The sequence below is a fragment of the Sphingomonas sp. UYAg733 genome (assembly GCF_054057355.1).
The window spans coordinates 422,290-446,969 of record NZ_JBSRZE010000002.1 but is presented as its reverse complement, the minus strand read 5'-3'; the positions used below and the strand labels follow the sequence as shown (position 1 = coordinate 446,969).

The following is a 24,680-nucleotide window of genomic DNA, read 5'->3' as shown; positions in this document are numbered from 1 at the left end:
CCAGAAGCGTAACGAGATGGCAGGAACCGAACTTCACGCGCTTTGGCGGACTTTGCTGGCGGCTGTGGCGCTGGTCGGGGTGACCGTGCCGATTTATGTTGCGGCTCAACCGGTTGCGTTCGATGCAGCAAAGGCAAACGCAGCTTTCGATGTGCAGATTGCCGCAGCGAAGGCGATGATGCTCAGCGACCCGGCCAAGACGATCGGCCAGGCGAAGCAGGCCGAGGTCGCGGCGTTGCAGCTTTCGGGCGAGCAAAGGGTGATAGGTTTGGCAACCGCGCGATGGTTGCAAGGGGAGGCCTATCTCCGGCTTAACGATGTCGTGCGTGCGCAGCCGCTGATCGACGAGGCTTTGGTCGCGCTGAAGGCGCAGGGCAAACCGACCAAACTCATGGGCGATGTTCTGTTGTCCAGCGGTGGCCTTCATACCGCAACGGTCAAGGTCGCCGCGGCGCTCGCCGATTATCAACTTGCTTATAAGATTTTCACCCAATGTGGCGAAACGCGCAGCCGGGCGGTCGCGTTGGTGAGCATTGCGATGCTCTATCTGGACGCCAAAGATTACGAGAACGCGCTTAAATATCACGCCCAGGCGCTGGATATCTATCGCGGCGACCCCTCCCTGCTGACGTCGATCTATAATAACAATGGCGAGACGCTGAAGGAGATGAAGCGTTTCGATGAGGCTGATGTGCAGCTTCGCAAGGCACTTGATCTAGCCCGTGCCATGCACAGCGGCGCGCTCGAAGCACAGATCCTGCGCAACCTTGCGCGCAGCCAGTTGATGGCGGGAAAACCCGAAGAAGCGGATAGGACGATCCGGGAGGGCTGGAAGCTGGTCGATCCGCGCGATGCGGCGACCAATTCCATATTTGCTGCCGTTGCGGCGCAAGCGGCGCTTCAACTAGGACGGTTGCCCGAGGCAGAATCGTTGATCAGGCGGAGCTTTACCGGCATCGATCCGGCAACCACGACATTGCAATACCGCGTCAGCCATCAGACCGCGTACGAGATATTCCGGCGGCGGGGCCGCACCGACGATGCTCTGATCCACCTCGAGGCACTAAGGCGGCTCGACGATCAGGCCACGAGCCTGGCGACGTCGACCAACACCGCGCTGATGGCGGCGCGATTCGACTTTGCCAATCAGGAGTTGCACATCGCCAAGCTTAAGGCCGATGAATTGCGGCGCAGCGTGGATTTCGAGCACGCGCGCGCCCAGACTCAGCGGTTCATCTTCATCGGTGCAGCCGCGGTCACGTTGATCATTCTGTCGATGCTCGCTTACGGCATCGTCACGTTGCGGCGCAGCCGTAATCAGGTGCGTGCCGCCAATATCGACCTTGCCGCGACCAACAGTGCGTTGGGCAAGGCGCTGGCCGCCAAGACCGAATTCCTGGCGACGACCAGCCATGAGATCCGCACGCCGCTGAACGGCATTCTCGGCATGACCCAGGTGATGCTCGCCGATCGCACGCTGAGTGAGCGGATGCGCGACCGGATCGGCGTGGTGCACGGCGCCGGCGTCACGATGCGTGCGCTGGTCGACGACATTCTCGACGTTGCCAAGATGGAAACCGGCAACATGACGATCGAACATGTGCCGTTCGACCTGAAGGCGACGATGCGCGACGTGACGCGGCTGTGGGAGGAGCAGGCGAAGAACAAGGGCATAGACTTCGTCCTCGACCTCGACCGCGCTCCCGACTGGATCGAGGGCGATGCCGCGCGCTTGCGCCAGATCATCTTCAATCTTTTGTCGAATGCGGTGAAGTTCACGGCGGTCGGGTCGGTGACGGTGCGTGCGGCGGGCGCCGGCGACACGCTTGCGATCGCCGTCAGCGACACCGGCATCGGCATTCCAGCCGACAAATACGAACTGATCTTCGAATCCTTCCGTCAGGTCGACGCCGGCACGACCCGCAAGTTCGGCGGCACCGGCCTTGGCCTTGCCATCTGTCGCAATCTCGCACGGGCGATGGACGGCGATGTGCTGGTCGAGAGCATGGCCGGCGCCGGGTCGTCCTTCACGATTGAATTACCGCTGGTGCTGGCGGACGCACCGGAAACGCCGGTACCCGCTGCCGGTGAAAAGGGTGCACTGCTGATTCTAGACCGCAGCCCGATCACGCGCAGCATGTTGCGTACGATGCTCGAGGCGCGCGCGGGCACGGTGGTGTTCGCGGGCACGGTCCAGGACGCGGTAGAGCGGCTGCGATTGGGCGGGGTCGATCAGGTGCTGATCGACGATGCGACGATCAGGGCAACCGGCGATGTCGATGCCGCACTGACCGCGATCGCGGGCGCTGCGGCCGACGCGCGGACCACCATATTGTGGGTCGCACCCGATGATGCGCAGCGCGAAGCGGTGCTGGCGACCGGCATAAACGCACTGATCGCCAAACCGATCTCTGGTACGGTATTGTCAGACATATTATATCCTATAGATGCCTCCACATCGGACGCACTTGTGTCACGTGCTGCATAGGCGATAGAGTTAGAAACGAGATGTCGCGCACCAAAATCCTGAAGGCCCTGCGGCCATGAATGTTCTCTTCATCGAGGACGATCCGATGAATCGTCGGGTGGTCAGCGATATGCTGGATGTCGCCGGCGCGACGATGACCGGTGCCGAAAGCGCCGAAATCGGCCTGAAGATGATCGACGAGAACGATTACGCGATCGTGCTGGTCGATCTGCGCATGCCGGGCATGGATGGTATCACCGCGATCCGCCACATCCGGTCACGAGCCGATGCTAAGGCGCGCCTGCCGATCATCGTCGTTACCGCTGACACCGCTGTCGACCTGCGTGAGCGCTGCATCGCCGAAGGTGCCGACGAAGTGTTGTTCAAACCGGTAGCCATGGATGCGCTGTTCGACGCTATGGGCCGGCTTCTCGCCAATGGCGCTGGCGACGGAATGATCGGCTAAGTTAGTTGCGCGTCAATCGCGTCGTTTGAGCGCTTCGGCCAGGGAACTGGTGGCGCTGCCGCGCCGTGCCGGTTTCGGTTGCGATACGTCTGGCGCCCAACCGGTCAGGAAAACGATATCGAAGCGCTCATCGGTGCGCCCGTCGCTATCGGCGAGAGCAGCAAAGGCCTGGGCGGCGCGAGCCAGCGTATCGCGGCGAAGCGGCGGGGTTCCGGGAAGCAGGTTGGTCGCCGCCATGCCGCGTAGGTCGCGAAACAAGCTCCATATGTCGCGATACCGGACCGTCAATGTCTCGACATCGGCGACGGGCAGCGCGAAGCCGGCACGCATCAACAGGTCGCCCGCGGAGCGCACATCCACTTGCGGATGAATCCGCGCAGCGGGGCGTTCGCCTTCCGCCTCACGCAGCACCATACGCAAGGTCGAGAGGCTGGTGCCGCCGGTGAATGCCGCCATGAACAGTCCGTCGGGGCGCAGCGCCCGGCGCGCCAATGCCAGCGCGCCGGGCAAGTCGCTGACCGTGTCGAGCGTACCGGCAGAGACGATCAGGTCGAAGGACGCATCGGGGAAGGCCGGCCGGTCCTCGTCGTGCTGAACGCCGCCAGCCAGCCGCGCGAACATCGCACCCGGATCGCTCCTGATCGTTTGCCCCCCCGGCGGCGGTGGGAAGGAGCCGTCGAAACATCCGAGATCGAGGATGTCGGAAAATGTCCGGGTCACAGATTCGAGCCGATCCGCGATCCCTTCGAGCATGGCCGCCCGCAAAAAATCATGAGCGGCGTAATCCGCCGCGGCGCGGTCGCGGCGCAGGCGGCGTAGGTTGCGATCAAAGATGTCGGGCGGGGTCACGGTCGGGCTTGTGCCGCGCTCGCGCGGCCGCGACAAGGTCCTGGTGAGATTGCTTGCGCCTTTGAAGTTCGTGGCCGGATTGGCATTGCCGCCGCGCTGTCCGGGATGCGGGGCGGTGACGATCGAGGATCATCGCTTCTGCGTGACTTGCTGGAGCGCGCTGCGTTTTATCGGACCGCCCTGGTGTGCGGGGTGCAATGTGCCGTTCGCCTATGACATGGGGGAGGGCGCTTTGTGCGCCGAATGCCACCGGGCGCGGCCGCGCCATGCCGGGGTGCGCGCGGCGGTCGCCTATGGCGATGTCGCGCGCACGGTCGCGCTCAAGCTGAAATATGCTGGCCGCACCGCTTATGCCGAGACCGTCGCACAGCAGATGGCGCGGCTGATGCCGCCGGATGCGGCACTGCTCGTGCCAGTTCCGCTGCATCGCTGGCGGATCTGGTCGCGTGGTTACAATCAGGCGGCGCTGATCGCGAGCGCGCTGTCGGTGGCGACTCGCGTGGCGACCGACCTGGCCGTCCTGCAGCGGGTCCGCGCGACACCGTCGATGCGCGGCCTGGGGCCGCGCGAGCGCGAGAAGATGGTGGCGCGCGCCTTTCGAGTGGATCCGACGCGCAAGGAGAGCCTGCGCGGCAAGGCGGTGGTGCTGGTCGACGACATCCATACCAGCGGCGCGACGAGCGACAGTTGCACCCGCATCCTGCTCCGTGCGGGCGCCGCCAGCGTCACCATCCTGTGCTGGGCGCGGGTGCTCGATCCCGCCCATGGTGATTGACAAGCGGCCGGGCACACCACATTTCGGGCAAATGGCCAAAGTCGAGATCTATACCAAAGCCTTCTGTCCCTATTGCTCGCGGGCGATGAACCTTCTGTCCGACAAGAAGGCGGAGGTGGAGGAGTTCGACATCACGATGGGTGGTCCGAAACGCGCCGAGATGCTCGACCGCTCCAACGGGCGCAGCACCGTCCCGCAGATCTTCATCGATGGACGACATGTCGGCGGGTCGGATGATCTTGCCCTACTCGAACGCGAGGGCAGGCTGGACGCGCTGCTTGCGGCATGAGCGCGTGCTCATGAGGATCGGGATATGAAGATCGCGCTGCTCCAGATGACGAGTGGGATCGACCCTCTGGTCAATGCCGCGACGGTTACCGATGCCATCGCCGAGGCGAGGGCGAAAGGCGTGGTCATGCTGTTCACGCCCGAAATGTCTGGCTTGCTCGATCGCGACCGGGCGCGGGGCGGCGCCAATATCACCAGCGAAGAGGCCGATCCGGTGCTCGCCGCGGTGCAGAAGAGCGCGGCGGAACACGGTGTCTGGGTCCATCTCGGTTCGCTCGCGCTGCGCCGGCCCGACGGCAAGCTCGCCAATCGCGGTTTCGTGATCGACGACAAGGGCGCCATCCGTGCGCGTTACGACAAGCTGCATCTGTTCGACGTCGATCTGCCGACTGGTGAGAGCTGGCGCGAATCGGCAAGCTATACCGCCGGCGACAGTGCGTCGGTGGTCGAAACGCCGGCGGGCAGGCTTGGCCTGTCGATCTGTTACGACCTGCGCTTCGCCGATCTCTATCGTTCGTTGAGCGACGCCGGCGCGACGGTGCTGACGATCCCGGCAGCGTTCACCCGACCGACCGGCGCGGCGCACTGGCATATCCTGATGCGTGCCCGCGCGATCGAAGCCGGCGCCTATGTCGTCGCCGCGGCGCAAACGGGCGTGCACACGGATGGCCGCGCGACCTTCGGTCATTCATTGGTGATCGATCCATGGGGTGAGGTGGTGCTCGATATGGGCGAGGAAGCGGGATTGGCGTTTGCCGAAATCGACCCGACGCGTGTCGAGGACGTGCGCGGCCGCATTCCGGTCTTGAACCACCGCCGCCCGATCCCGGTCGTCACAGCCGCCTGATGATCGTCTTCGATCTCAAATGCGCCGGCGAGCATGTCTTCGAGGCATGGTTCGGATCGAGCGTCGCGTTCGAGGAACAGCGGGAGCGCGGCCTGATCGCCTGTCCCTATTGCGGCGCGACCGAAGTGATCAAGGCGGTGATGGCACCGAGCATTGCGGCCAAAGGTAATGCGAGGTCCGCGCCATCGAGCGTACCGACGCCCGAGGCGATGAAGGCCGCGTTCCAGGCGTTGGCCGCCGCGCAGTCCAAAGCGCTCGAGACATCCGAATGGGTCGGTCGTGCCTTTGCCGATCGTGCCCGCGCCATGCATGTCGGCGACGTGGCGGTCGCGCCGATCCATGGCCAGTCGACCGCCGCCGAGGTCAGGGACCTGGTCGAGGAGGGCGTGCCGATCGCGCCGTTGATCGTGCCCGTGGTGCCGCCCGAGGCACTTAACTAAGCAGGTCAACTATCCGCTCGCTGATCGAGCGGCGTCATCACGACGTGATATTGCCCGGGGAAGCAGACCAATGACGCATATTATCGGCATTGCCGGCAGCCTGAGACGGCATTCGTTCAACCTTGCCCTGTTGCGCGAGGCTGAGAAACAGATGCCCGCCGGCGTGACGCTCGAGGTCCGGACCATCGCCGGCATCCCCCTCTACAATGCCGACGAGGAAGCTGTGGACGGTCTGCCAGGCGTGGTGGCCGAACTCAAAGAAGCGATCGTCGCCGCCGATGGACTGCTGCTGGCGACGCCCGAATATAACAATGGCATTCCCGGTGTATTCAAGAACGCGATTGATTGGCTCTCCCGCCCCGCAGACGATATCGGGCGAGTGTTCGGTGCAAAGCCGGTTGCCATGATCGGCGCATCCGCCGGCGGCTTCGGCACGATATTATCCCAGAACGCCTGGTTGAGCGTGCTCCGCACGCTCGGCACCCAACCATGGTTCGAAGGGCGCTTGCTCGCCGCACGCGCGGGCGGTTGTTCGACTCAGAAGGTCAATTGACCGACGAGCCCACGCGCGAACGGCTCAGGGCCTTTATCGCGGGCTTCGTCGCGTTCGTTCAGGAAGGCAAAGCATGAGCGATCTGGTTAGCGTCCATGTCACTGAAACGGGCGAAAGCCCGTTCGCGGTTCGGATCGAAACAGGCGGTCACGCGATCATCGGCGATGAACCGGCATCGTTGGGTGGCGCCGATCTGGGGCCGTCACCCTATCAGTTGCTCACCGCCGCGCTTGGCGAATGCACCGCGATGACGGTGCGCTGGTTCGCGCGCCAGAAGCAATGGCCGGTAGATCATGTTGCGGTGGAGGTGACACACCAGAAAGGGCCGGTAGAAGACCGGACGGGCATGGTGGACATCTTTCACAAGACCGTCCGGATCAGCGGTGCCGCGCTTAGCGGGGAACAATACGAACGGCTGATCGACATCGCCGCGAAATGCCCGGTGCATCGAACGCTGGAGGGTGGGTCGTCGATCACCACGATTGGCACTCGCGCGACATGACCGGGCGACACGTCGATAGTTTGTCGGCGAATATGATGACCGGGTTTGATGGCAAATTGATCCGGATCATTTTGTTGTTCCAGTGACCGTGCGATTATCCGTGAATGGAACGAACGAGCGAAAATCGGCCTGCGCGATCCCACACCGTCGCTTTCGCGATTGCGGGCTATCTCACTTTACTCTTGGTGCTTGTCGCTGGTCTGCTGGACTGGATTTAGCCGGACGAAGCCAGTTTGGTTCCTGCCAATGTCCCTGCGATATCGCCCCGTGTCGCTTCAGCTTGCCCCGCAGCCATCGCCCGTGTCACCTTTGACGGGCGCCGTGGCGACGACTCGCCAACTCTGACAGGGGGATTTGCAATGGTTCGATCCGGACTTATCGCCGCACTTGGCCTCACGATCACAGCCTGCAGCGGCGGTGCCGGCACGGGGAACAAGGTCGAGGGCGAAGCGGCGGCCAACAGTCCTGCCGCCAGCGACAATGTCATCCTCGGCAACGTCGCGACTGCCGGTCCGCTGAACGCCTGGATCGGCAAACATCCGTCGGACAAGATCGACGACACCATTTTCCTCGCGCAGCCGTCGGTCAAGGCAGCGGTCATGGCCGCTGTATCAGACGCGAAAGTGCGCGATTTCGTGTTTGGCTATAACGGACCCGACGCGCCGATCGTGAAAAAGGACGGGAGGATCCTTGCCTGGGGCTGCGAGAAGCATAATTGCGGCTATCACAATTGGTCGGTCTCGATCACCCCGGACGGATCGAGCGCCGAGGTCTGTTTCTATCAGAACAATGCAAAGGCCGACGGCCCCTCTATCTGGTACGTCGCGGGTGGCAAGACCGAGGAGCGGCCGGGCAATTGCCCGTCCCAATAGCCGAGGGTTTGTCAGACACACCGATTTCGATGATGTCGAACGGCGCGTCGGGACCGTCTGGCATCGTGATGGTGGCCGTGCCGGCGACGTCAAAGGCGCCTTGCCCTTACTTCACCTGGCTTGCGGGCTGGACGTCCTGTGTCTCGTCACGCCGCGGGTTGCGGATCGAGGGACGCAGGCGGGCAACGCTGCACAGGCCGGCGATCAGCGCCATGCCGGCGGCAACCAAAGGTGGCGTCATGCCCCCACCGATCCCGGCTGCGAGCAGCGCGGCGACCAACGTCGCGCCGGTGGTCTGGCCGACCAGTCGCACGGTCGAGACCAGACCGCCCGCTGCCGCAGCACGCTCGCGCGGGGCGGAACCGATGATCAGGCGAGCGTTGGGTGGCATGAAGATGCCGAAGCCCGAACCGCACAGAGCCATGCGCCAGGCGATGTCGAAATAGCTCGGATCCGCTGGCATGAAAGCGAGCAGCAACAATGCGGTGATCGAGATGGTCATGCCAATTCCGCCAAGGATGCCGGCGGGAATGCGGTCCGACAGCCAGCCGGATAGTGGCGCGACGATCATGTTGGTCAGCGGCCAGGGTGCGATCATCGCTCCGACCTCGGCCGCACTGAAGCCATAGGCGTGCTGGAGGCGGAACGGCGTCGACAGCAGCAAGGTCATCGAACCAATAAAGGCGGTGAAGGCGCCGATCGCCGACAGTGCGAGCACGGGACGCGCAAGCAAGTCGATCGGCAGGATTGGATTGTCCTCGCCGCGTTCGCGACGCACGAACCAGAAACCGACCAGCGCCCCGACCAGCACGATCGCGCCAGAGATGACCGGGCTGTCACCATGCACGCCGCTTTCCAGGCCGCCGATGACCAGCCCGAACATCGCCGCGCACATCACCGCGCCGAGCAGGTCGAACGGTTTCGCACGTGGCTTGGGGTCGGGCAGGGCACGACCGAGAAGCAGCGACAGGATTGCAAAGGGCACCGCGCTGGCGAACACCCACGGCCAGTGCGCGATGCCGAGGATCAGGCCGCCAAGCGTCGGCGCGAGTGCGGCCGAGCTCGACACGATGACCGAATTGATGCCGAGTCCGCGGCCAAGCTGTTTCGACGGATAGGTGGAACGGATTAGCGCGGAGGAAACACTCAGTGCCGCCGCCGCGCCAAGCGCCTGGCAGGCGCGCACGATCAGCAGGAATGGCAGGCTCTTGGCGAAGAAACACAGGATCGTCGCCACAGTGAAGACGAGCTGGCCCATCTGGTACATCCGTTTCAACCCGATCCGGTCGCCAAGCCCGGCAAAGGGCAGCAACATCATGACCAGCACGAGCTGATAGATCGTCACGATCGATACCGCGGCGGCGCCGTCGATCCCAAGATCGGTGGCGATGGTCGGCAACGCGACCGTCGCGATACCGCCGTCGATGATGATCAGCGCGGTGCCGCAGCACAAAGCGGCGATAGCGGCATAGCGGCGGGGCAGGGGCAGGCCATCGAGCATTGCCGTCGCGAATACGCCTTGTTCGTCCGAAGGCAACCTCACGAGTGCATAGTCCATCGAATTGAAACGGCCCATCGGTAACCGCTGTCATTTTTGTCGAAGCCCACTTGCTGCAATGCAGCATAACGTGTTAAGGGGGGCGCTATGAAGTATCCGGAACATGACGGCCCCGAGGCCGCGCCGCAGGGCCCCGTGCCGACCATCTTCGAGGCCATCGTGCGTAAGCGCTGCGTCGGCCTGACCTATAACCGCGTCAGCATGACGATGGCGCCGCACGTCATCTACACCAAGCATGACGATCTGTTCGTCGATGGTGTGGTGGTCGATCGCGACGGCAAGCCGCCCAAGGAGCTCAAGATCGGCACCTTCAAGCTGGCGGGCCTGAGCGACCTCAAGCTGACCGTGCGCGCCTTCCAGATGAGCGGCCTGTTCGATGCCGGTTCGTTCAAATATGCCGATGCACTGATGGCGGTCGAGCCGGCCTGAGAGTTCACTGCTCAGTCTGGTAAATCCTTCCCATAGATATCGAGGTCGAGAACTAACCCTCGCTCGCCAATCGATGCAAGCGTGCGAGGTTCGAGCGCTAGCCCCTCATTACCGCTCGCGAGAAACAGGCCGCAGAAAAATCTGCCGCGATAACGGTCAGCAAGAGGGCGCCACACGCTCAGGTCACTGGTCAACGAAGCCAGAATGCGATTGATCTGGCCGTCCAGATCAGCCGGTTCCGCGCGCTTCGCCACAATCCGCCAAATGCCTGTGTGGGCGACCATCTCCCAACCGGAGTTTGTCAACCAGATCCCACCTTTAGCGACACCGACAGTCGGTTCGGCACCCAAGGCAGTGGTTATTCTGCCAGGGTCGAGATCATCGCCGTAGAAGCCGAGTGATGCGGCGGATTTTTGTAACATACCCATGGCAGCCTGCTAGCATATCCACCTTAGCTATCCATCCATCCTACACGTTCCAAATTTTTATCGGTCATGGTCAGTTCAGCCCGCCGCCCAGTGATCGGTACAATTCCACCAGATTGGCGCCGCGGTTGAGCCGGGTCGAGACCAGCTGCTGCTGCGCCGCATAGGCGGTGCGCTGCGCATCGAGCGACACCAAGAAGGAATCGATCCCCGCCTTGTAACGGGCGTCGGACAGTCGGGCCGCGATCCGTGCCGCCTCGGCGCGCGCGGTCTGTGCCGCGACTTGCTCGTCGATCGTACCGCGTTGTGCCAGCGCGTCGGCGACTTCGCGGAACGCGGTCTGGATGGTCTTTTCATAGGTCGCGACGGCGCCTTGCTGCGCCGCTTCGGCATAGCGCAGATTGCCCTTGTTCCGCCCGCCATCGAACAGCGGCAGCGAGATGGCCGGTCCCGCATTGTAGGTGCCGGTGCCGCCGCCGAACAGGCCGGAAAGCGCGGGGCTGATCGTGCCCAGGGTCGCGGTGAGCGAGATGCTCGGGAAGAAAGCGGCGCGCGCGGCACCGATATTGGCGTTCTGCGCGATCAGCTGATGCTCGGCCTGGAGCACGTCGGGTCGACGCAGCAGCAGGTCGGACGACAAATCGCCCGGCAGCGCCTTGACCATCGCATCGCCATCACCGAGCCCATTGGGCAGCAACGCTGCATCGACCGTCGTTCCGGCAAGCAGGTTGAGCGCATTCTGGTCCTGCGCGATCCTCGTCGTTAGCGTCGCGATGTCGTTGCGTGCCGACTGATAATTGGTCTCGGCCTGACGCGCCTCGAGTTCGGATGCGACGCCGATGCGGAATTGCGCGCGGGTCAGCTCGAGCGTCTGTTCGAACGCCTTCAACGTCTCGCGCGACAGGCGCAGCTGGTCCTGGTCCGACGCCATGGTCAGCCAGGCCGAGGCGATCTCCGCGATCAGGCTGATCCGGGTCGATCGTTGCGCCTCTTCGCTGGCGAAATATTGCTCCTGCGCCGCCCTGGTCTGGTTGCGGATTCGGCCGAACAGATCGAGCTCGAAGGCCGAGAAGCCGACATTCGCCGAATAGGTGGAGATATTGCTCGACGTGCCCCCGCCGATCCCGCCAAAGCCGGCCGTCTGCGCGGCGCTGTTGGTATAGGTCGCCTGTCCGTTGGCGTTGATCGACGGCAGCAGGTCGGCGCGTTGCACGCCATATTGCGCACGCGCCTGGAGGACATTGGCCGCGGCCAGCCGCAGGTCGCGGTTATTGTCGAGGCCGAGCGTGATGACCTGGCGCAGCCGATCTTCGACAAAGAAATCGCGCCAGCCGATCCTGGAGATGTCCGGCGCGTCGGTCGCGGCGGCCGGATAGACTCCACCCTGCGGCAGCGCGGCGGGCACCGCACCGACCGGGCGGACATATTTCGGCGCCAGATTACAGCCGGCCAGAGTGACACTAGTGGCGAGCATGGCGAGGATATGGGGGCGAAAGGTCACTGTTCAGGCTTCCTGCGGTGCCGGAGTGGGGGCATTGATGTCTGGGGCGGCGTTTTTGGGCGCCTCCCCGCCGCCCTGGCCGAAGAGGCGCAGGACGACGAAGAAGAACATCGGCACGAAAAATATACCCAGCACGGTGGCCGAGAGCATCCCGCCGACCACGGCGCGGCCGATCGCATTCTGCCCGCCGGCACCGGCTCCGGTCGAAATCGCCAGCGGCATCACACCGAAGATAAAGGCGAGGCTGGTCATAAGGATCGGCCGCAAGCGAAGCTTGGCCGCGGCGACCGCGGCGTCGAACGCATTCATTCCCTCCCGCATGCGCTCCTCGGCAAACTCGACGATCAGGATCGCATTCTTTGCCGACACGCCGATCGTCGTGATCAGCCCGACCTGCAGATAGATATCGTTGTTGAGGCCGGTCAGCGCCGCGGCGAGCAGCGCGCCGAGGACACCGAGCGGCACGACCAGCATGACCGATACCGGTACCGACCAGCTTTCATAAAGCGCGGCGAGGCATAGGAAGACGATCAGTAGCGACAGGCCGTAAAGCGCGGGCGCCTGGCCGCCGGAGAGCTGCTCCTCGTAAGACAATCCGGTCCATTCGTAACTGGTTCCGGGGGGCAGCTTGGCGTGGATTTCCTCCATCGCCTTGATCGCGTCGCCTGACGAATAGCCCGGCGCGGCGGTCCCGAGCAGCTCCATCGCGGCCTGACCATTATAGCGAGTGAGCTGCGCCGGCGCCTGAACCCAGTTCAGGGTCGAAAAGGCCGAGAAGGGCGCCATCGTACCGCTCGTGCCGCGCACGAAAAACTTGTCGATGTCCTCCGGCGCCATGCGATAGGGCTGGTCGGCCTGGATATAGACGCGCTTGACCCGGCCGCGATCGATAAAGTCGTTGATATAGGAGCCGCCCCAGGCGGTCGCGATGGTGCTGTTGATCTCGGCCAGATCGAGTCCGAGCGCACGCGCCTTGTTCTGATCGACATCGACCTTGAGCTGCGGCGCGTCCTCCAGCGAATTGGGGCGCACGCCGACCAGGCGCTTGTCCTGCATCGCCATGCCCATCATCATATTGCGCGCTGCGAGCAGCTTATCATGGCCGATTCCGCCGGTATCGATCAGCTGCATATCGAAACCCGTCGCATTGCCCAGCTCCGACACCGCCGGTGGCACGAGCGCGAAGATCATCGCATCCTTGAATTGCGAGAACGGACCCATGGCGCGCTCGGCAATCGCCTGCGCCGTGTTGGCGGCGCCGGAGCGCTGATCCCAGGACTTCAACCTGACGAACACCAGGCCGCTATTCTGGCCGGATCCGGCAAAGCTGAATCCGTTGACCGTGAAGACGCCGTCCACATTGGCCTTTTCCGCGGTCAGGAAATGCTCGCGCACGGCATCAAGGCCCTTTTCGGTCCGGCTGCTGGTCGATCCGGACGGACCCTGGACGATGGCCAGCAACATGCCCTGGTCCTCATCGGGCAGGAAACTCGACGGCAAGCGCATGAACAGCACCGACATGCCGATCGCGATCAGCAGATAGACCAGCATCGAGCGCTTCCAGCCTCGCGCCATGCCCTTCACGCCGCCCTCATATTTGTTCTGGCCGCGCTCGAACTTGTCGTTGAACCAGCGGAAGAAGCGTGAGAGCAAGCCATTGCCCTGACCCTTTTCGGGATCGTGCGGTTTCAGGATCGTCGCGCACAGCGCGGGCGTCAGGATCAAGGCGACCATGATCGACAGGACCATCGCGGCGACGATGGTGATCGAGAACTGACGATAGATCACGCCCGTCGATCCGCCGAAGAACGCCATCGGCAGGAACACCGCCGACAGCACAAGCGCGATGCCGACCAGCGCGCCGGTGATCTCGTCCATCGACTTGCGCGCGGCTTCCTTGGGCGAGAGGTGCTCGGTGGTTATCAGGCGTTCGACATTCTCGACCACGACGATCGCGTCATCGACCAGCAGGCCGATCGCCAGCACCATGCCGAACAGGGTCAGCGTGTTGATCGAATAGCCGGCGACCGCCATCACTGCGAAGGTGCCGAGCAACACCACCGGCACCGCGATCGTCGGGATCAATGTCGCGCGCCAGTTCTGCAGGAACAGGAACATCACCAGGAAGACGAGCGCCACCGCCTCGATCAGCGTCTCCACCACCTGTTTGACCGACAGCCGTACAAAAGGCGTCGTGTCGTAAGGATAGATGACCTTCACATCGGCCGGGAACTGCTTGGCGACCTCGGCAACGCGCGCCTGCACGGCAGCTACCGTTGCAAGGGCGTTGGCACCCGGCGCAAGCTTGATGCCGATGCCCGCTGCGGCCTTGCCGTTATATTTGGCCGAGGCGGCATAGTTTTCCGCGCCGATTTCGACCCGGGCGACATCGCCCAGCCGAACCACTGACCCGTCGATATTGCTCTTCAGCGTGATCGCGGCGAACTGTTCCGGCGTGGTCAGCCGCGCCTGGACGGACACCGTCGCGTTGAGCATCTGTTCCTTGGGCGCGGGCTGCGCGCCGATCTGGCCGGCCGATACCTGCGCGTTCTGCGCGCGCACCGCGGTTGTCACGTCGCTCATCGTCAGCGAATAGGAATTGAGCTTCAGCGGATCGACCCAGATGCGCATGGCATATTGCGCGCCGAACACTTGGGTATCGCCGACGCCGTTTACGCGGCTCATCGGGTCCTGCAGCCGGGAGACGGCATAGTCGGCAAGGTCGATGTCGCTGTGTGACCCGTCCTCGGAATAAAGGCCGATGAACAGCAGGAAATTGGCGCTCGCCTTGGCCACCTGAATGCCCTGTTGCTGGACCTCCTGCGGCAGCAAGGGCGTTGCCGCCTGCAGCTTGTTCTGGACCTGCACCTGCGCGATGTCGGGGTCGGTGCCTTGTTCGAACGTCAGCGTGATCGTCACCATGCCGGCCGAGCTTGACGACGACGAGAAGTATCGAAGGTTGTCGATGCCCTTCATCTGCTGCTCGATGATCTGAGTCGTCGTGTTCTCGAGCGTCTGGGCATCGGCGCCCGGATAGGTCGCGGTGATCGAGACGGCAGGCGGCGCAATCGTCGGGAACTGCGCGACCGGCAATGTGCTGATCGCCAGCACGCCGGCGAGCATGATGATGATCGCGATCACCCAGGCGAAGATCGGGCGATCGATGAAATAGCGGGCCATGGGCTCTTACTTCGCCTGAGCTGCGGGGGCGCCGGCGGGCTTCGCTGCCGTGGCGTTGGGATTCCAGGCCGATGGCTTGACCGGCATGCCGGGGCGCAGCATCTGCCCGCCCTCGACGATCACCCGGTCACCTGCTTTCAGACCCGATGTGACCAGCCAGCTGTCGCCGATCGTGCGCGTGGTCTTCAGCATGCGCAGCTCAACCTTGTTGCCGGCGCCGACCACCATCACCGTCGGATTGCCTTTTTCATCGCGATTGACGGCGCGCTGCGGCACCAGCATCGCCTGTGCCTGGGAGCCCTCGGCCAGTTCGGCCCGCACGAACATGCCGGGCAGCAATAGTCCGCGCGGATTGGGGAACACCGCCCGGATACTTTGCGATCCCGTCGTCGGATCGACCGAGACATCGGCGAATTTCAGCGTGCCTTCGATCGGATAGACCGTGCCATCCTCCAGCTTCAGCCTGACGCGGGCGTCGCCGCCGCTCGACACCTGGCCGGCGAGCACTTGCTGGCGCAGCCGCAGCAGATCGGCGCTGGCCTGCGTCACATCGACATAGATCGGGTCGAGCCGCTGGATCGTGGTCAGCGCGTTCGCCTGTGCCGCGGTGACCAGGGCGCCGGTGGTATAGACCGAGCGCCCGATCCGTCCCGAGATCGGTGCGCTCACCGTCGTGCGGCGCAGGTCAATCTGCGCGCTGCGCAGCGCCGCCTGTTGTACCGCGACATCGGCGCGCGCCTGTTGCGCGGTGGTGGTCGCGTTCTCGTAATCCTGGCGTGCGATGGCGTTGATCTTGACCAGTTCGCCATAACGCCGCGCCAGTGCGGCGCTCGATGCGATCGACGCCTGTGCGCGGCCAAGCGCGGCGCGCGCGCTGGCGACCTGTGCGGCATAGGGCGCCGAATCGATCCGGTAGAGCGGCTGACCGGCGTGGACCTGGTCGCCCTCCTGAAACAGGCGCGCCTGAATCAGCCCGTTGACCTGCGGGCGCACGTCCGATGTCTCATAGGCGGTTGTCCGGCCGGGCAATTCCGATTTCAGCATTACCGACTGTTCGCGCACCGTGATCACACCCACAGGTGAGGGGCCGGGCGGCGGCTGTTGCGGTGCTTTGCCGCAGCCAATCAGGGTCAGCGCCATCAACGGTGCCGCGTAATGAAAAAAAGCCATGCCATTTCCGCCAGAATCGATTAATGTGAGTGACCGCTCACTCTCATTTTTATGCTGCTACTGCGAAGGCTCTGGCGGCGTCAAGGCTTTTAGAGCAGGAAACAGACATGATCCCGCCCACCAATTTTGCGATCGACAGTCCGACCCGTGCTGAGTTGCGACGGAAGAAAATCCTGGACTGCGCCAGCAAGCTGTTCGTAGATCACGGTTTTCACGCGACCGGGGTTGCGCAGATTTCCGCGCTTTCGGGGGTTGCCGTGGGGCAAATCTATCGCGATTTCGCCAGCAAGGAAGATATCGTCGTGGCGATCGTCCAGGACAATTGCGCGGAATTTATGGCGCATGACGTGCTGCAGGAAGCGATCGATCGGGGTGATCGTGGGGCGGTTCGCAACTGGCTCCATCAGTTCGTCAATCCAAAGGCGGAGCGGGAGGGGGATGGTGGGCGCCTGTTTGCCGAGATCATTGCGGAATCCTCGCGTAACGAGCGCATCGCCGGTATTTTTTCCGCGATCCTGACTGATAGCCACGCGATGATGCTCGATGCCCTTGAGATGCTTTCGGAGGGCAATGCCACTGCGGAAGCTCGAGAAAATCTGGCGGACATGATTCCGACCCTGTCACTTGGGCTGATGCATCATCGACTGATGCGCCCGGACCTGGCGGTGGATACACTTGCGGCATCGTTCGCACGAATTATCGACGAGGAGCTCGATGCCTTGACGGTGGGAAGCGCTGGATCGGGATATGCTGTAGAAAGCCGCTGATGAAGACCCTTGCCGATCCCAACAACGCGCTCGCGCTCGGCCTGACTGCGATCCGTACCCAGTTTCAGGTGCCCGCGTCATTCCCTGCTGAGGTGCTGGCTGCTGCCGATGTTGCTGCAAGGCGAGAACCGACCCGGCATATCGACCGCACCGACCTGTCTTTCGTCACGCTCGACCCCGCCACATCGACCGATCTCGATCAGGCGTTTGCGATCGAGCGCAGCGGCGGCGATATAATGCTGCATTACGCCATCGCGGATGTCGCCTGGTTCGTCGACGATGGCGATGCGATCGATCTGGAGGCATGGCGGCGCGGTGCGACTCAGTATCTGCCCGATGGCAAGGCGGGGCTTTACCCGTCGGTGCTGAGCGAAGGCGCGGCCAGCCTGTTACCGGGCGGACCGCGACCCGCCGTGATCTTCACCGTCAGAGTGGCGGGCGATGGCGCGGTGACTCTCGACGGCGTCGAGCGAGCGATCATTCGCAGCACCGCCAAGCTCGCCTATGACAGCGTGCGCGATACGGACCTGCCGGCGGATTTCATTGAGCTGTCAAATCGTATCCAGGGTGCCGAGGACCGGCGTGGGGCGTCGCGCGTCGATCCGCCGGAACAGGAAGTCGCGGGCACCGGCGACGGGACATACGACCTTCGATTCCGCCCGCGCCTTGTGTCGGAAGCCCGTAATGCCGCGCTGTCGCTGGCCACCAACCTTGCCATCGCCGATATCTTGCAGGCGCATCATACCGGGTTGTTCCGCGTGATGGCCGCACCTGACGACCGCGCGATCAAGCGGCTGAGGCTGACCGCTGCCGCGTACGGCCTGGCCTGGCCGGCCGACGCGACGCTGACCGAGTTCCAGCGCACGCTGAATCCGGCCGATGCCAAACAGGCAGCGTTCATGTTGGCGATCCGCCGCGCGGGCGAGGGGGCGTCGTATGTGCCCTATCGTAACGGTTTAGTGCCGTGGCATGCGGCGATGGCCGCGACTTATGCTCATGCGACCGCGCCGCTGCGCCGGCTTGCCGATCGTTATGTCGTGCGCGCCACGCTGGCGATCGCCAATGGCCAGCCGGTGCCGGAGGTTGTGACGGAGGCATTCACCCGCCTGCCCAAGGTTATGGCGCGGGCCGACGCAATGAGCGGACAGATCGATCGGGCGGTGATCGATCTTGCCGAGGCGGTGATGCTGAGCGGGCGGGTGAGCGAGATTTTTCCGGCGATCGTCACCGATGTCGACGATCGCGGCGCACGCATCCAGCTGCGCGACCTGCCGGTGGTGTCGCGCGTGGCGACAAAAGGGCTCGCGCCCGGCGACGCGGTTGGCGTCAGGCTTGTCGCAATGGATATCGAGCGCCGGGCCATTGGCTTCGAGGCAGTGACTAGAGCGGCGGGCGCTTAATCCGGTTCATTCGTGCTGAGCAGAGAACGCTTGGGCGAAGCCGCATCGGAAAGGCTCATGGGATGACATTTGACGCATGAAAGCCAGGCCGACTTCGGGGTAGGCTCGATGTTCCATATCTCCCGCTGCTCAACCTCTCGACTTTGTCGCCCGCTGTGATTCAACCATGCCACAGGATGCGATTTGGCATCTCCCGCCGGATTATGTCGGCTCGCTCCTTCTCACTATCGGAAGAGGATCACGCGCGCAAAGGCCCCGAGTATCCCCAGAGGCCGGCGCAGCGTCTGATATCATGCTCCATGCTCTAGCGGGTTTCAGGGCTCGGCGCCCAGCCCGGTGGCGGCCAGTTCGAACCCGGTAAATTCGAACGCCGGCGGGGCCGGCAACGATCGCCCGACCCGCCGGGCGCTCGTTCCTGAACCGGCTCGTCAGGCCCTATATGCGTTCAGGCCGTAATCTGGCGTTTGGATGTTCGGCAGCGGGTTTTTTGCTGGAACGAAGTCGATCGGCGGCGATCATAAGATTGCAAATCAATTGGCTGCGCTAACGATTCGCAACAGGAACGAAGCGGCGCGGCTTGAAGTTGAACCAGCACAACAGGGAGATTTCACATGCCAGATTCAAACAAGCAGGACGCGATCGCTCTTCTCAAGGCCGACCACCGCACGGTCGAGGAACTGTTCGAACAGTTCGAAGGCGCGAGCAGCGCCGCGAAGAAGCAGAAGATCGCGATGCAAGTGTGCATGGAACTGACCGTTCATGCCAAAATCGAGGAGGAGATATTTTACCCGGCCTGCGAGGGGCATGTGGAGGAAGATCTGCTCAAGGAAGCTTATGTGGAGCATGACGGCGCCAAGGTATTGATCGCAGAGATCGAGGCGGGCAGCCCGGATGACGATTATTACGACGCCAAGGTAAAAGTGCTGTCCGAGCAGATTGTACATCATGTCAAAGAGGAAGAGGCGCGGATGGAGGGCCTGTTCAGCCAAGCGCGCAAGGCCGGTCTCGATATGGACGCGCTGGGAGAGCAATTGCGCACGCGCAAGGAAGAGCTGATCGCCTCATATAAAGCTGGCGGCCTGCCCAAACCGGAATTGTCGACCTTTACCGAGGCGACCGTCTAAGGCCTGTCTGCACGACATAAATCGGTCGACGTTCGACCGTTACCCGGCAGCAGTTCGGTTCGGATGTACCGTCGTTGCGGTGCGAAATCGGAGACGGTCGCGGGCAGCCGTGATATGTGACGGCGATGAGCCGGGCCCGCGCCGTTCCTGCACCCTCCGACAGCGCGCTCGCGCCGCTCTATCCCGGCGCGCATTTGCTTGATGCCTATGCGATCGCGCTGCCGCCGGGTGCGAGCGATGATATCGATGCCCTGACCCGCGCCATGCTGGCGCAGCCGGCCGGCTGGATGCGCGCGCTGATGTGGGTGCGCGATGCGGTGATGCGACTGGTCGGGGTCAAGTCATCGCGCGAGATCGCCGCCGCGGACCGCGCCCGGGGTGGGGAACAGATCGGGTTCTTCCCGGTACGATCACGCGCCGCCCACGAACTGGTGGTTGGCGAGGACGACCGGCATCTTGATTTCCGCGTCTCGACCATGATGCGCGGGACTGTAGCGGGCGAGGGGCGCGAGTTTATCGCGACGACGGTGGTGCATTGTCATAACCGGCTTGGCCGCATCTATCTGACCGTCATCTCGCCGTTCCACCGCATGATCGTGCGAGCCAATCTGGATCGCGCCGCGCGGCGTGGCTGGCCACAGCGGGGCGAGGGGCGCCATCCATGAGCTTCGTGCAATTCCTCAAATCACTCGACGATTTCCTGTACGAGGTGATGACCTGGCTGATCTTCTACCCGATCACCATGTGGCGGACCTTGCAGCGTCCGCTGGCGATGATGAACTATGCCGATACCGAACTCGGCGACAGCGTGGAGCAGCAATATACCGATACGCTCAGCCCGCCACTGTTCCTGCTGCTGACCCTGATCCTGTCGCACGTGATCGAACTCGCGCTGATCGGTGAGAACCCGATCGTGAAGGATAATCAGGGCGTCTCGATGCTGATCTCCGACGATACCAGCCTGTTGGTGATGCGGCTGGTGATGTTCAGCGTCTTCCCGTTGATCATGACTGCGGGATTATTACGGCGCCAACGTATGCCGTTCACCCGCGATACGCTCAAACAACCATTTTACAGCCAATGCTATGTCGCCGCGCCGTTCGCCTTCATGGTCGGTTTCGCGGCGACCATCGCGCGGTGCCACTGGCATTGGTCGGGTTTGGCTGCGCTCGCCATCATGGCGGTCGCGTTCGTCTGGTACGGTACGCTGCAGTCGCGCTGGTTCGCGATCCATCTAAAGGTGAGTGCATTACGCGGTTTCGGCGTCGCTTCGATCGGGATGCTCGAATGCGTCCTGCTCTCCGCATTGTTGATACCAATCTTTTCCTAGAGTCGGGCGCCGGTCAGCGCCCGCTCCACGCCATAGCCGCGCGCCAGGCGTTGCTGCTCGTAACGCGTCGCGCCGAGCCCGCTGGCGAGCGTGTCCAGCGCCGCGTCGAGATCATGGCTGCGCCCGCACAGGAAGATGTCAGCCGCGGCATAATCGCGTTCCGGCCAGGTGTGGATCGAGATATGCGATTCGGCGAGCATCGCCACGCCGGTCACGCCCTGACCGACACCGAAGCTGTGAAGGCGCAGCTCGAGCAAATTAGCACCCGCCGCCGCGACCATATTGCGCAATGTCGCCTCGACCCGGTCGATGTCATCGAGCCCGACACAGCCGAACAGGTCGATCAGGAGATGGGTACCGGTAAAGTCCACTTGTTCTTCCTAGAGTCTTTGCGACTTACGTCGGTTCGGTACCAGCCCGCTCCCCCGCCCGGCCACCCACAGCGTATCCTGAATGGGTGGCCGGGCGGGGGAGCGGGCTGGTACCGTCTAGATCAACAAATCGCTATGCGGAATGCCGAGATGCGTCATCGCATTCTGGGCGGCGAGCGTGCCGCGATAATGCGCTTCCTCGAACAGCGACAGGCCGCTCAGGTCGGAATGTGCGAAGAACAAGGGCGGCTGCGGCGTCGCGGCCTTCTCGCGCGCCCCGCTCCAGAAGAAACCCGGCGTCGGACGGATCATCGCATGGCCCCAGCGCCATACATCGATCCGGCGGATCGCGCCTTTCAGATCGGGATTGGTCTCGATCAGGTCGGCGCGCACCGTGTCCTGCCAATGCTCAAGCGGTCGGTCGAGCAGCTCGCGCCGCGCGGCAGCGGGAGTCGTATCGGACATTGCCATATACCAGGTCAGCACGGTCGGTCCCGGCGTGGAGGCAAGCGATTGGTGCGTGGCGACGACATAACCAAGCGACTTGCTGGTCCAGGACACATTGTCCCAGGCGAGGTTGAACCCGGCACCCGCCGGCGCGCGATCGACGGTGACGTTGGCGACGATCCACGGCGCATAACCGAACCCGGCGGCATCCGCGGTACCCGTCGGCAGAACACGCGCGGTGATGAAATGCGGCATCGCCAGGATCGCCGCCTGCGCCTTTATGCGTCGCCCGGTGCCGGTCGCCACGTCGAAGCTGTCGATCTCCACGCCGGTCTTTCCTGTCCGCACGCGGTGGATGATCTGGCCACAGGCGAGATGATCCTTGAGGTGTGCCGCCATGCGCCCGGCGAGATGGGCATTGCCCTCCGGCCAGGTCAGGACGGTATCGGCGCCGGCATTGGCCGAGTGCTCACGGCGCCCTGCAAAATAATGGATGCCGGCCCAGGCCGAAGTCTGGTCGGGCTCGGTGCCGTAATCGTCGCGACAGGCATAACGGACATGGCCGCGCAGCACCGGCGAGCGCCATCCTTGCGCGTCGAGCCAGGCGGTGAAGCTGAGCTGGTCGAGCGCCAGCAGATCGGGGTCGCGCGAACTATACTCCATCGGGATCGCGAAGGCCGGCCGGCCCATGGCATCGCGGCGGTCGCGGAAGGCCGCCATGGCCGTGAAAAAACCGTCGAGATCATGTCTGTCGGCCGGGGTCAGGCCGATCGTCGGCACCAGACCCTCCTGCCATTTGCCGAGATGGAGCAGCCGCTCATCGGGATCGGAAACGAGCTGATACGGATCGTACAGCGGTTTGCCGCCTTGCCAGCCGGTGACGACGCCGAGCCGTTCGAGCAGCCGCACCACGCCTTTCGTTTCTTCATTGGGGATCGGCAGATAATGCGCGCCGAGCGGATAGGCCGACACGGCATTCTTGCCGCCACGCGCATTGCCGCCGGTATGGTCTTCCAGTTCGTACAGGCGGAAATTGGTCACGCCCGCTTCGGCCAGCGTCCAGGCCGCCGATAGCCCGGCGACCCCGCCGCCGAGGATCGCGATGCCGGTGCTCGTCTCGCTGGTCGGGGCGGGGAAGGCGGCGCCATCGCGCAAACGGTGCCCGCGTACCAAATCCGCGCCCGACAACGTACCGGGCATCGCCGTGTCGTGCCCTGGCCAGGCGATAGCGCCCGCACCGATCGCGGCGGCGCCGGCGACCGATCCGGCAATCAGGGTGCGGCGCGAAACGCTCACCCTTCGTACACGGCCCATTCGGCCTCGAACTCACGCACCAGCGCCTGGTTGTCGAGCCGGTTCACTGGCACCACGCGCCGCGCCATGTCGGGCGGAAAGACGAAGGCGAGCCGATCGGTCTGCGGGGTCAGGAAACGCAGGCCCGCAGGCAAGGGGCCAGGCGCACCGATCGGCCGGTTGGAAGCGAGCACGAAACCCCATTCGCCGAAGCTTGGCACATAGACATGATAACCGCGCGTGATCAGGCCGGCCGCCTCCAAGGTCGTCGCGACGGTCCAGTAAGCGCGCGGCGCGACCAGCGGCGATGTGCTCTGCACACTGACGACCGCGCCGGGCGCGAGCGCGCGGGTCAGCTCCTTGTAGAAGCTGACGGTGTAGAGCTTGCCGACGGCGAAGTTGGTCGGGTCGGGGAAATCGACCAGTACCGCGTCGAACGTCCGCGTGTTGGCGCGCAGCCAGCGAAACGCATCGGCGTTGATCACATGCACCTTGGGCGAGCGGAATGCGTAATGGTTGAGCGTGGCGAGCATGTCGCTGCGCGTGAACAAAGTGGTCATCTCAGGGTCGAGATCGACCAGAGTGACCGACCGCACGCTCGGATATTTCAGCACCTCGCGCACCGCCAGGCCGTCGCCGCCGCCGAGTATCAGCACATCGTGTGGGCTGTTGCTGCGTGACATCACCGGATGGACTAGCGCCTCATGATAACGATATTCATCGCGCGAGGAGAATTGCAGATTGCCGTTGAGATAGAGCCGCAGGTCGGTGCCGCGCTTGGTCAGCACGACGCGTTGATACGGGGTCGAGGCGGCATAGAGAATCGGCTCGCCATAGGCCGCGACTTCGGCGGTGCGCTGCAGCTTTTCCGAGCCCGCAAAGCCGGCGGCGAGCGCCAGCGCGACAAGGATCGCCGCGACCAGCTCGGAGCGCAAGCGCCGCCTGTCCGGCAGCATCATGATCAGCACGATGGCGATGCCGACATTGGCCAGGCCGAACAGGAACCCGGTGCGCATCAACCCGAGATGCGGCACGAGCAGCAATGGAAAGAGCAGGGACGCGGCGAGCGCGCCGACATAATCGAAGGTCAGCACCTTCGACACCAGGTCTCCGAATTCGAGCCGGTCCTTCAGGATCCGCATCAATAGCGGTATCTCCAGCCCGACCAGCGCGCCGATCACCAGCACGAGGCCGTAGAGCGGGATACGGAAATCAGCGACGCGGTCGAACAGCAGGAACAACACCGCCGCCGACGCCCCGCCGATCGCCGCGATCAGGATTTCCACGCGCACGAACACCGCAAGCTCATTGTCGCGGACATAGCGCGAGCACCATGATCCGATGCCCATCGCGAACAGATAGGTGCCGATGACGATCGAGAATTGCGTGACGCTGTCGCCGAGTAGGTAGCTGGCCAAAGTGCCGGCGAGCAGTTCGTAGATCAGCCCGCAGGTAGCGACGACGAATGCCGAAACGAGCAGTGCACCGCCGAGGCGAGTGGTGATCGGGGCGGCTGAGGACGTGCCGGGCGTCCCTTCACTCATGGCCGGGATCTTCGCTGGTCATCCGCTATTGTCTTCCCCGGCGAAGGCCGGGGAAGCGAGAAGTATCGCCGGGAAAGTGGAG

Annotated in this window: 24 protein-coding genes; 15 read left to right on the top strand and 9 right to left on the bottom strand. The window is 63.6% G+C overall.

What is annotated here, in order from left to right:
* Nucleotides 1–16 precede the first annotated feature (16 nt).
* Entirely contained in the window at nt 17–2,488 is a 2,472-nt protein-coding gene (locus tag ACVWZA_RS07235; protein WP_457310492.1) for an ATP-binding protein, read from the top strand.
* Between the two features lie 55 nt (nt 2,489–2,543).
* A complete protein-coding gene (locus tag ACVWZA_RS07230; protein ID WP_457310491.1) occupies nt 2,544–2,933 on the top strand; it encodes a response regulator in 390 nt (129 codons plus the stop codon).
* Nucleotides 2,934–2,945: 12 nt separating this feature from the next.
* Here the strand turns inward: ACVWZA_RS07230 and ACVWZA_RS07225 are convergent, their stop codons facing one another.
* The gene (locus tag ACVWZA_RS07225) at nt 2,946–3,782 is read right to left on the bottom strand and encodes a methyltransferase domain-containing protein (protein ID WP_457310490.1); all 837 of its coding nucleotides are present in this window, start codon (nt 3,780–3,782) and stop codon (nt 2,946–2,948) included.
* Between ACVWZA_RS07225 and ACVWZA_RS07220 the strand changes: the two genes are divergently transcribed.
* The 7 genes from ACVWZA_RS07220 (at nt 3,754) to ACVWZA_RS07190 (ending at nt 8,059) form a co-directional block, all read left to right on the top strand.
* The gene (locus ACVWZA_RS07220) at nt 3,754–4,557 is read left to right on the top strand and encodes a double zinc ribbon domain-containing protein (protein WP_457310489.1); all 804 of its coding nucleotides are present in this window, start codon (nt 3,754–3,756) and stop codon (nt 4,555–4,557) included. The genes ACVWZA_RS07225 and ACVWZA_RS07220 overlap by 29 nt on opposite strands.
* Before the next feature lie 31 nt (nt 4,558–4,588).
* Entirely contained in the window at nt 4,589–4,846 is a 258-nt protein-coding gene (gene grxC / locus ACVWZA_RS07215; RefSeq protein ID WP_457310543.1) for a glutaredoxin 3, read from the top strand.
* A gap of 24 nt (nt 4,847–4,870) precedes the next feature.
* Nucleotides 4,871–5,692 carry a carbon-nitrogen hydrolase family protein gene (locus ACVWZA_RS07210; RefSeq protein ID WP_457310488.1) on the top strand — a complete coding sequence of 274 codons (822 nt, stop codon included), beginning with the start codon at nt 4,871–4,873 and terminating at the stop codon, nt 5,690–5,692.
* Entirely contained in the window at nt 5,692–6,132 is a 441-nt protein-coding gene (locus tag ACVWZA_RS07205) for a DUF1178 family protein (RefSeq protein ID WP_457310487.1), read from the top strand. Before ACVWZA_RS07210 ends, ACVWZA_RS07205 begins: the two co-directional genes overlap by 1 nt.
* A 70-nt stretch (nt 6,133–6,202) precedes the next feature.
* On the top strand, nt 6,203–6,685 hold the full coding sequence (locus ACVWZA_RS07200; RefSeq protein WP_457310486.1) for an NADPH-dependent FMN reductase: 483 nt from the start codon (nt 6,203–6,205) through the stop codon (nt 6,683–6,685).
* A 73-nt stretch (nt 6,686–6,758) separates the two neighbouring features.
* A complete protein-coding gene (locus ACVWZA_RS07195; RefSeq protein WP_457310485.1) occupies nt 6,759–7,187 on the top strand; it encodes an OsmC family protein in 429 nt (142 codons plus the stop codon).
* A 359-nt stretch (nt 7,188–7,546) separates the two neighbouring features.
* On the top strand, nt 7,547–8,059 hold the full coding sequence (locus ACVWZA_RS07190) for a hypothetical protein (RefSeq protein WP_457310484.1): 513 nt from the start codon (nt 7,547–7,549) through the stop codon (nt 8,057–8,059).
* 106 nt (nt 8,060–8,165) lie between these two features.
* Here ACVWZA_RS07190 and ACVWZA_RS07185 read toward each other — a convergent pair whose 3' ends face one another.
* The gene (locus tag ACVWZA_RS07185; RefSeq protein ID WP_457310542.1) at nt 8,166–9,560 is read right to left on the bottom strand and encodes an MFS transporter; all 1,395 of its coding nucleotides are present in this window, start codon (nt 9,558–9,560) and stop codon (nt 8,166–8,168) included.
* A 144-nt stretch (nt 9,561–9,704) separates the two neighbouring features.
* On the opposite strand from ACVWZA_RS07185, the gene ACVWZA_RS07180 reads away from it, so the two are divergent.
* Nucleotides 9,705–10,046 (top strand): hypothetical protein, encoded by a 342-nt coding sequence (locus ACVWZA_RS07180; RefSeq protein WP_457310483.1) that lies wholly within the window; start codon nt 9,705–9,707, stop codon nt 10,044–10,046.
* Nucleotides 10,047–10,057: 11 nt separating this feature from the next.
* Here the strand turns inward: ACVWZA_RS07180 and ACVWZA_RS07175 are convergent, their stop codons facing one another.
* The 4 genes from ACVWZA_RS07175 to ACVWZA_RS07160 all read right to left on the bottom strand — a co-directional run bounded on the left by ACVWZA_RS07175 (nt 10,058) and on the right by ACVWZA_RS07160 (nt 16,322).
* The gene (locus ACVWZA_RS07175) at nt 10,058–10,474 is read right to left on the bottom strand and encodes a DUF4279 domain-containing protein (protein WP_457310482.1); all 417 of its coding nucleotides are present in this window, start codon (nt 10,472–10,474) and stop codon (nt 10,058–10,060) included.
* A 70-nt stretch (nt 10,475–10,544) separates the two neighbouring features.
* Entirely contained in the window at nt 10,545–11,945 is a 1,401-nt protein-coding gene (locus tag ACVWZA_RS07170) for an efflux transporter outer membrane subunit (protein ID WP_457310541.1), read from the bottom strand.
* Nucleotides 11,946–11,975: 30 nt separating this feature from the next.
* Nucleotides 11,976–15,152, bottom strand: a complete 3,177-nt coding sequence (locus tag ACVWZA_RS07165) for an efflux RND transporter permease subunit (RefSeq protein WP_457310481.1) — start codon at nt 15,150–15,152, stop codon at nt 11,976–11,978.
* Between the two features lie 6 nt (nt 15,153–15,158).
* Nucleotides 15,159–16,322, bottom strand: a complete 1,164-nt coding sequence (locus tag ACVWZA_RS07160) for an efflux RND transporter periplasmic adaptor subunit (RefSeq protein ID WP_457310480.1) — start codon at nt 16,320–16,322, stop codon at nt 15,159–15,161.
* Between the two features lie 107 nt (nt 16,323–16,429).
* Between ACVWZA_RS07160 and ACVWZA_RS07155 the strand changes: the two genes are divergently transcribed.
* From ACVWZA_RS07155 to ACVWZA_RS07135, 5 genes are all read left to right on the top strand, one after another.
* Nucleotides 16,430–17,089, top strand: a complete 660-nt coding sequence (locus ACVWZA_RS07155) for a TetR/AcrR family transcriptional regulator (protein ID WP_457310479.1) — start codon at nt 16,430–16,432, stop codon at nt 17,087–17,089.
* Entirely contained in the window at nt 17,089–18,489 is a 1,401-nt protein-coding gene (locus ACVWZA_RS07150; RefSeq protein WP_457310478.1) for an RNB domain-containing ribonuclease, read from the top strand. Before ACVWZA_RS07155 ends, ACVWZA_RS07150 begins: the two co-directional genes overlap by 1 nt.
* A 611-nt stretch (nt 18,490–19,100) precedes the next feature.
* Complete coding sequence (locus ACVWZA_RS07145) at nt 19,101–19,613, top strand: hemerythrin domain-containing protein (protein ID WP_457310477.1); 513 nt, start codon at nt 19,101–19,103, stop codon at nt 19,611–19,613.
* 125 nt (nt 19,614–19,738) lie between these two features.
* A complete protein-coding gene (locus ACVWZA_RS07140; RefSeq protein WP_457310476.1) occupies nt 19,739–20,278 on the top strand; it encodes a DUF2867 domain-containing protein in 540 nt (179 codons plus the stop codon).
* Nucleotides 20,275–20,943, top strand: coding sequence for a hypothetical protein (locus tag ACVWZA_RS07135; RefSeq protein ID WP_457310475.1), 669 nt, complete (start codon nt 20,275–20,277; stop codon nt 20,941–20,943). Before ACVWZA_RS07140 ends, ACVWZA_RS07135 begins: the two co-directional genes overlap by 4 nt.
* Here ACVWZA_RS07135 and speD read toward each other — a convergent pair.
* The 3 genes from speD to ACVWZA_RS07120 form a co-directional block, all read right to left on the bottom strand.
* Nucleotides 20,940–21,314, bottom strand: coding sequence for an adenosylmethionine decarboxylase (speD, locus tag ACVWZA_RS07130; RefSeq protein ID WP_457310474.1), 375 nt, complete (start codon nt 21,312–21,314; stop codon nt 20,940–20,942). The genes ACVWZA_RS07135 and speD overlap by 4 nt on opposite strands.
* 117 nt (nt 21,315–21,431) lie before the next feature.
* Nucleotides 21,432–23,057 (bottom strand): FAD-dependent oxidoreductase, encoded by a 1,626-nt coding sequence (locus ACVWZA_RS07125; RefSeq protein WP_457310473.1) that lies wholly within the window; start codon nt 23,055–23,057, stop codon nt 21,432–21,434.
* Nucleotides 23,054–24,598 (bottom strand): polyamine aminopropyltransferase, encoded by a 1,545-nt coding sequence (locus tag ACVWZA_RS07120; RefSeq protein WP_457310472.1) that lies wholly within the window; start codon nt 24,596–24,598, stop codon nt 23,054–23,056. Before ACVWZA_RS07120 ends, ACVWZA_RS07125 begins: the two co-directional genes overlap by 4 nt.
* Nucleotides 24,599–24,680 lie beyond the last annotated feature (82 nt).

What these genes read in the sequence shown, in the direction of transcription:
- ACVWZA_RS07120 (WP_457310472.1), bottom strand. Translation starts at nt 24,598, where the DNA reads ATGAGTGAAGGGACGCCCGGCACGTCCTCAGCCGCCCCGATCACCACT.
- ACVWZA_RS07200 (WP_457310486.1), top strand. Translation starts at nt 6,203, where the DNA reads ATGACGCATATTATCGGCATTGCCGGCAGCCTGAGACGGCATTCGTTC.
- ACVWZA_RS07135 (WP_457310475.1), top strand. Translation starts at nt 20,275, where the DNA reads ATGAGCTTCGTGCAATTCCTCAAATCACTCGACGATTTCCTGTACGAG.
- ACVWZA_RS07150 (WP_457310478.1), top strand. Translation starts at nt 17,089, where the DNA reads ATGAAGACCCTTGCCGATCCCAACAACGCGCTCGCGCTCGGCCTGACT.
- ACVWZA_RS07155 (WP_457310479.1), top strand. Translation starts at nt 16,430, where the DNA reads ATGATCCCGCCCACCAATTTTGCGATCGACAGTCCGACCCGTGCTGAG.
- ACVWZA_RS07195 (WP_457310485.1), top strand. Translation starts at nt 6,759, where the DNA reads ATGAGCGATCTGGTTAGCGTCCATGTCACTGAAACGGGCGAAAGCCCG.
- ACVWZA_RS07190 (WP_457310484.1), top strand. Translation starts at nt 7,547, where the DNA reads ATGGTTCGATCCGGACTTATCGCCGCACTTGGCCTCACGATCACAGCC.
- ACVWZA_RS07230 (WP_457310491.1), top strand. Translation starts at nt 2,544, where the DNA reads ATGAATGTTCTCTTCATCGAGGACGATCCGATGAATCGTCGGGTGGTC.
- ACVWZA_RS07235 (WP_457310492.1), top strand. Translation starts at nt 17, where the DNA reads ATGGCAGGAACCGAACTTCACGCGCTTTGGCGGACTTTGCTGGCGGCT.
- ACVWZA_RS07185 (WP_457310542.1), bottom strand. Translation starts at nt 9,560, where the DNA reads ATGCTCGATGGCCTGCCCCTGCCCCGCCGCTATGCCGCTATCGCCGCT.
- grxC (WP_457310543.1), top strand. Translation starts at nt 4,589, where the DNA reads ATGGCCAAAGTCGAGATCTATACCAAAGCCTTCTGTCCCTATTGCTCG.
- ACVWZA_RS07210 (WP_457310488.1), top strand. Translation starts at nt 4,871, where the DNA reads ATGAAGATCGCGCTGCTCCAGATGACGAGTGGGATCGACCCTCTGGTC.
- ACVWZA_RS07205 (WP_457310487.1), top strand. Translation starts at nt 5,692, where the DNA reads ATGATCGTCTTCGATCTCAAATGCGCCGGCGAGCATGTCTTCGAGGCA.
- ACVWZA_RS07160 (WP_457310480.1), bottom strand. Translation starts at nt 16,322, where the DNA reads ATGGCTTTTTTTCATTACGCGGCACCGTTGATGGCGCTGACCCTGATT.
- ACVWZA_RS07170 (WP_457310541.1), bottom strand. Translation starts at nt 11,945, where the DNA reads ATGCTCGCCACTAGTGTCACTCTGGCCGGCTGTAATCTGGCGCCGAAA.
- ACVWZA_RS07145 (WP_457310477.1), top strand. Translation starts at nt 19,101, where the DNA reads ATGCCAGATTCAAACAAGCAGGACGCGATCGCTCTTCTCAAGGCCGAC.
- ACVWZA_RS07175 (WP_457310482.1), bottom strand. Translation starts at nt 10,474, where the DNA reads ATGGGTATGTTACAAAAATCCGCCGCATCACTCGGCTTCTACGGCGAT.
- ACVWZA_RS07165 (WP_457310481.1), bottom strand. Translation starts at nt 15,152, where the DNA reads ATGGCCCGCTATTTCATCGATCGCCCGATCTTCGCCTGGGTGATCGCG.
- ACVWZA_RS07140 (WP_457310476.1), top strand. Translation starts at nt 19,739, where the DNA reads ATGAGCCGGGCCCGCGCCGTTCCTGCACCCTCCGACAGCGCGCTCGCG.
- ACVWZA_RS07180 (WP_457310483.1), top strand. Translation starts at nt 9,705, where the DNA reads ATGAAGTATCCGGAACATGACGGCCCCGAGGCCGCGCCGCAGGGCCCC.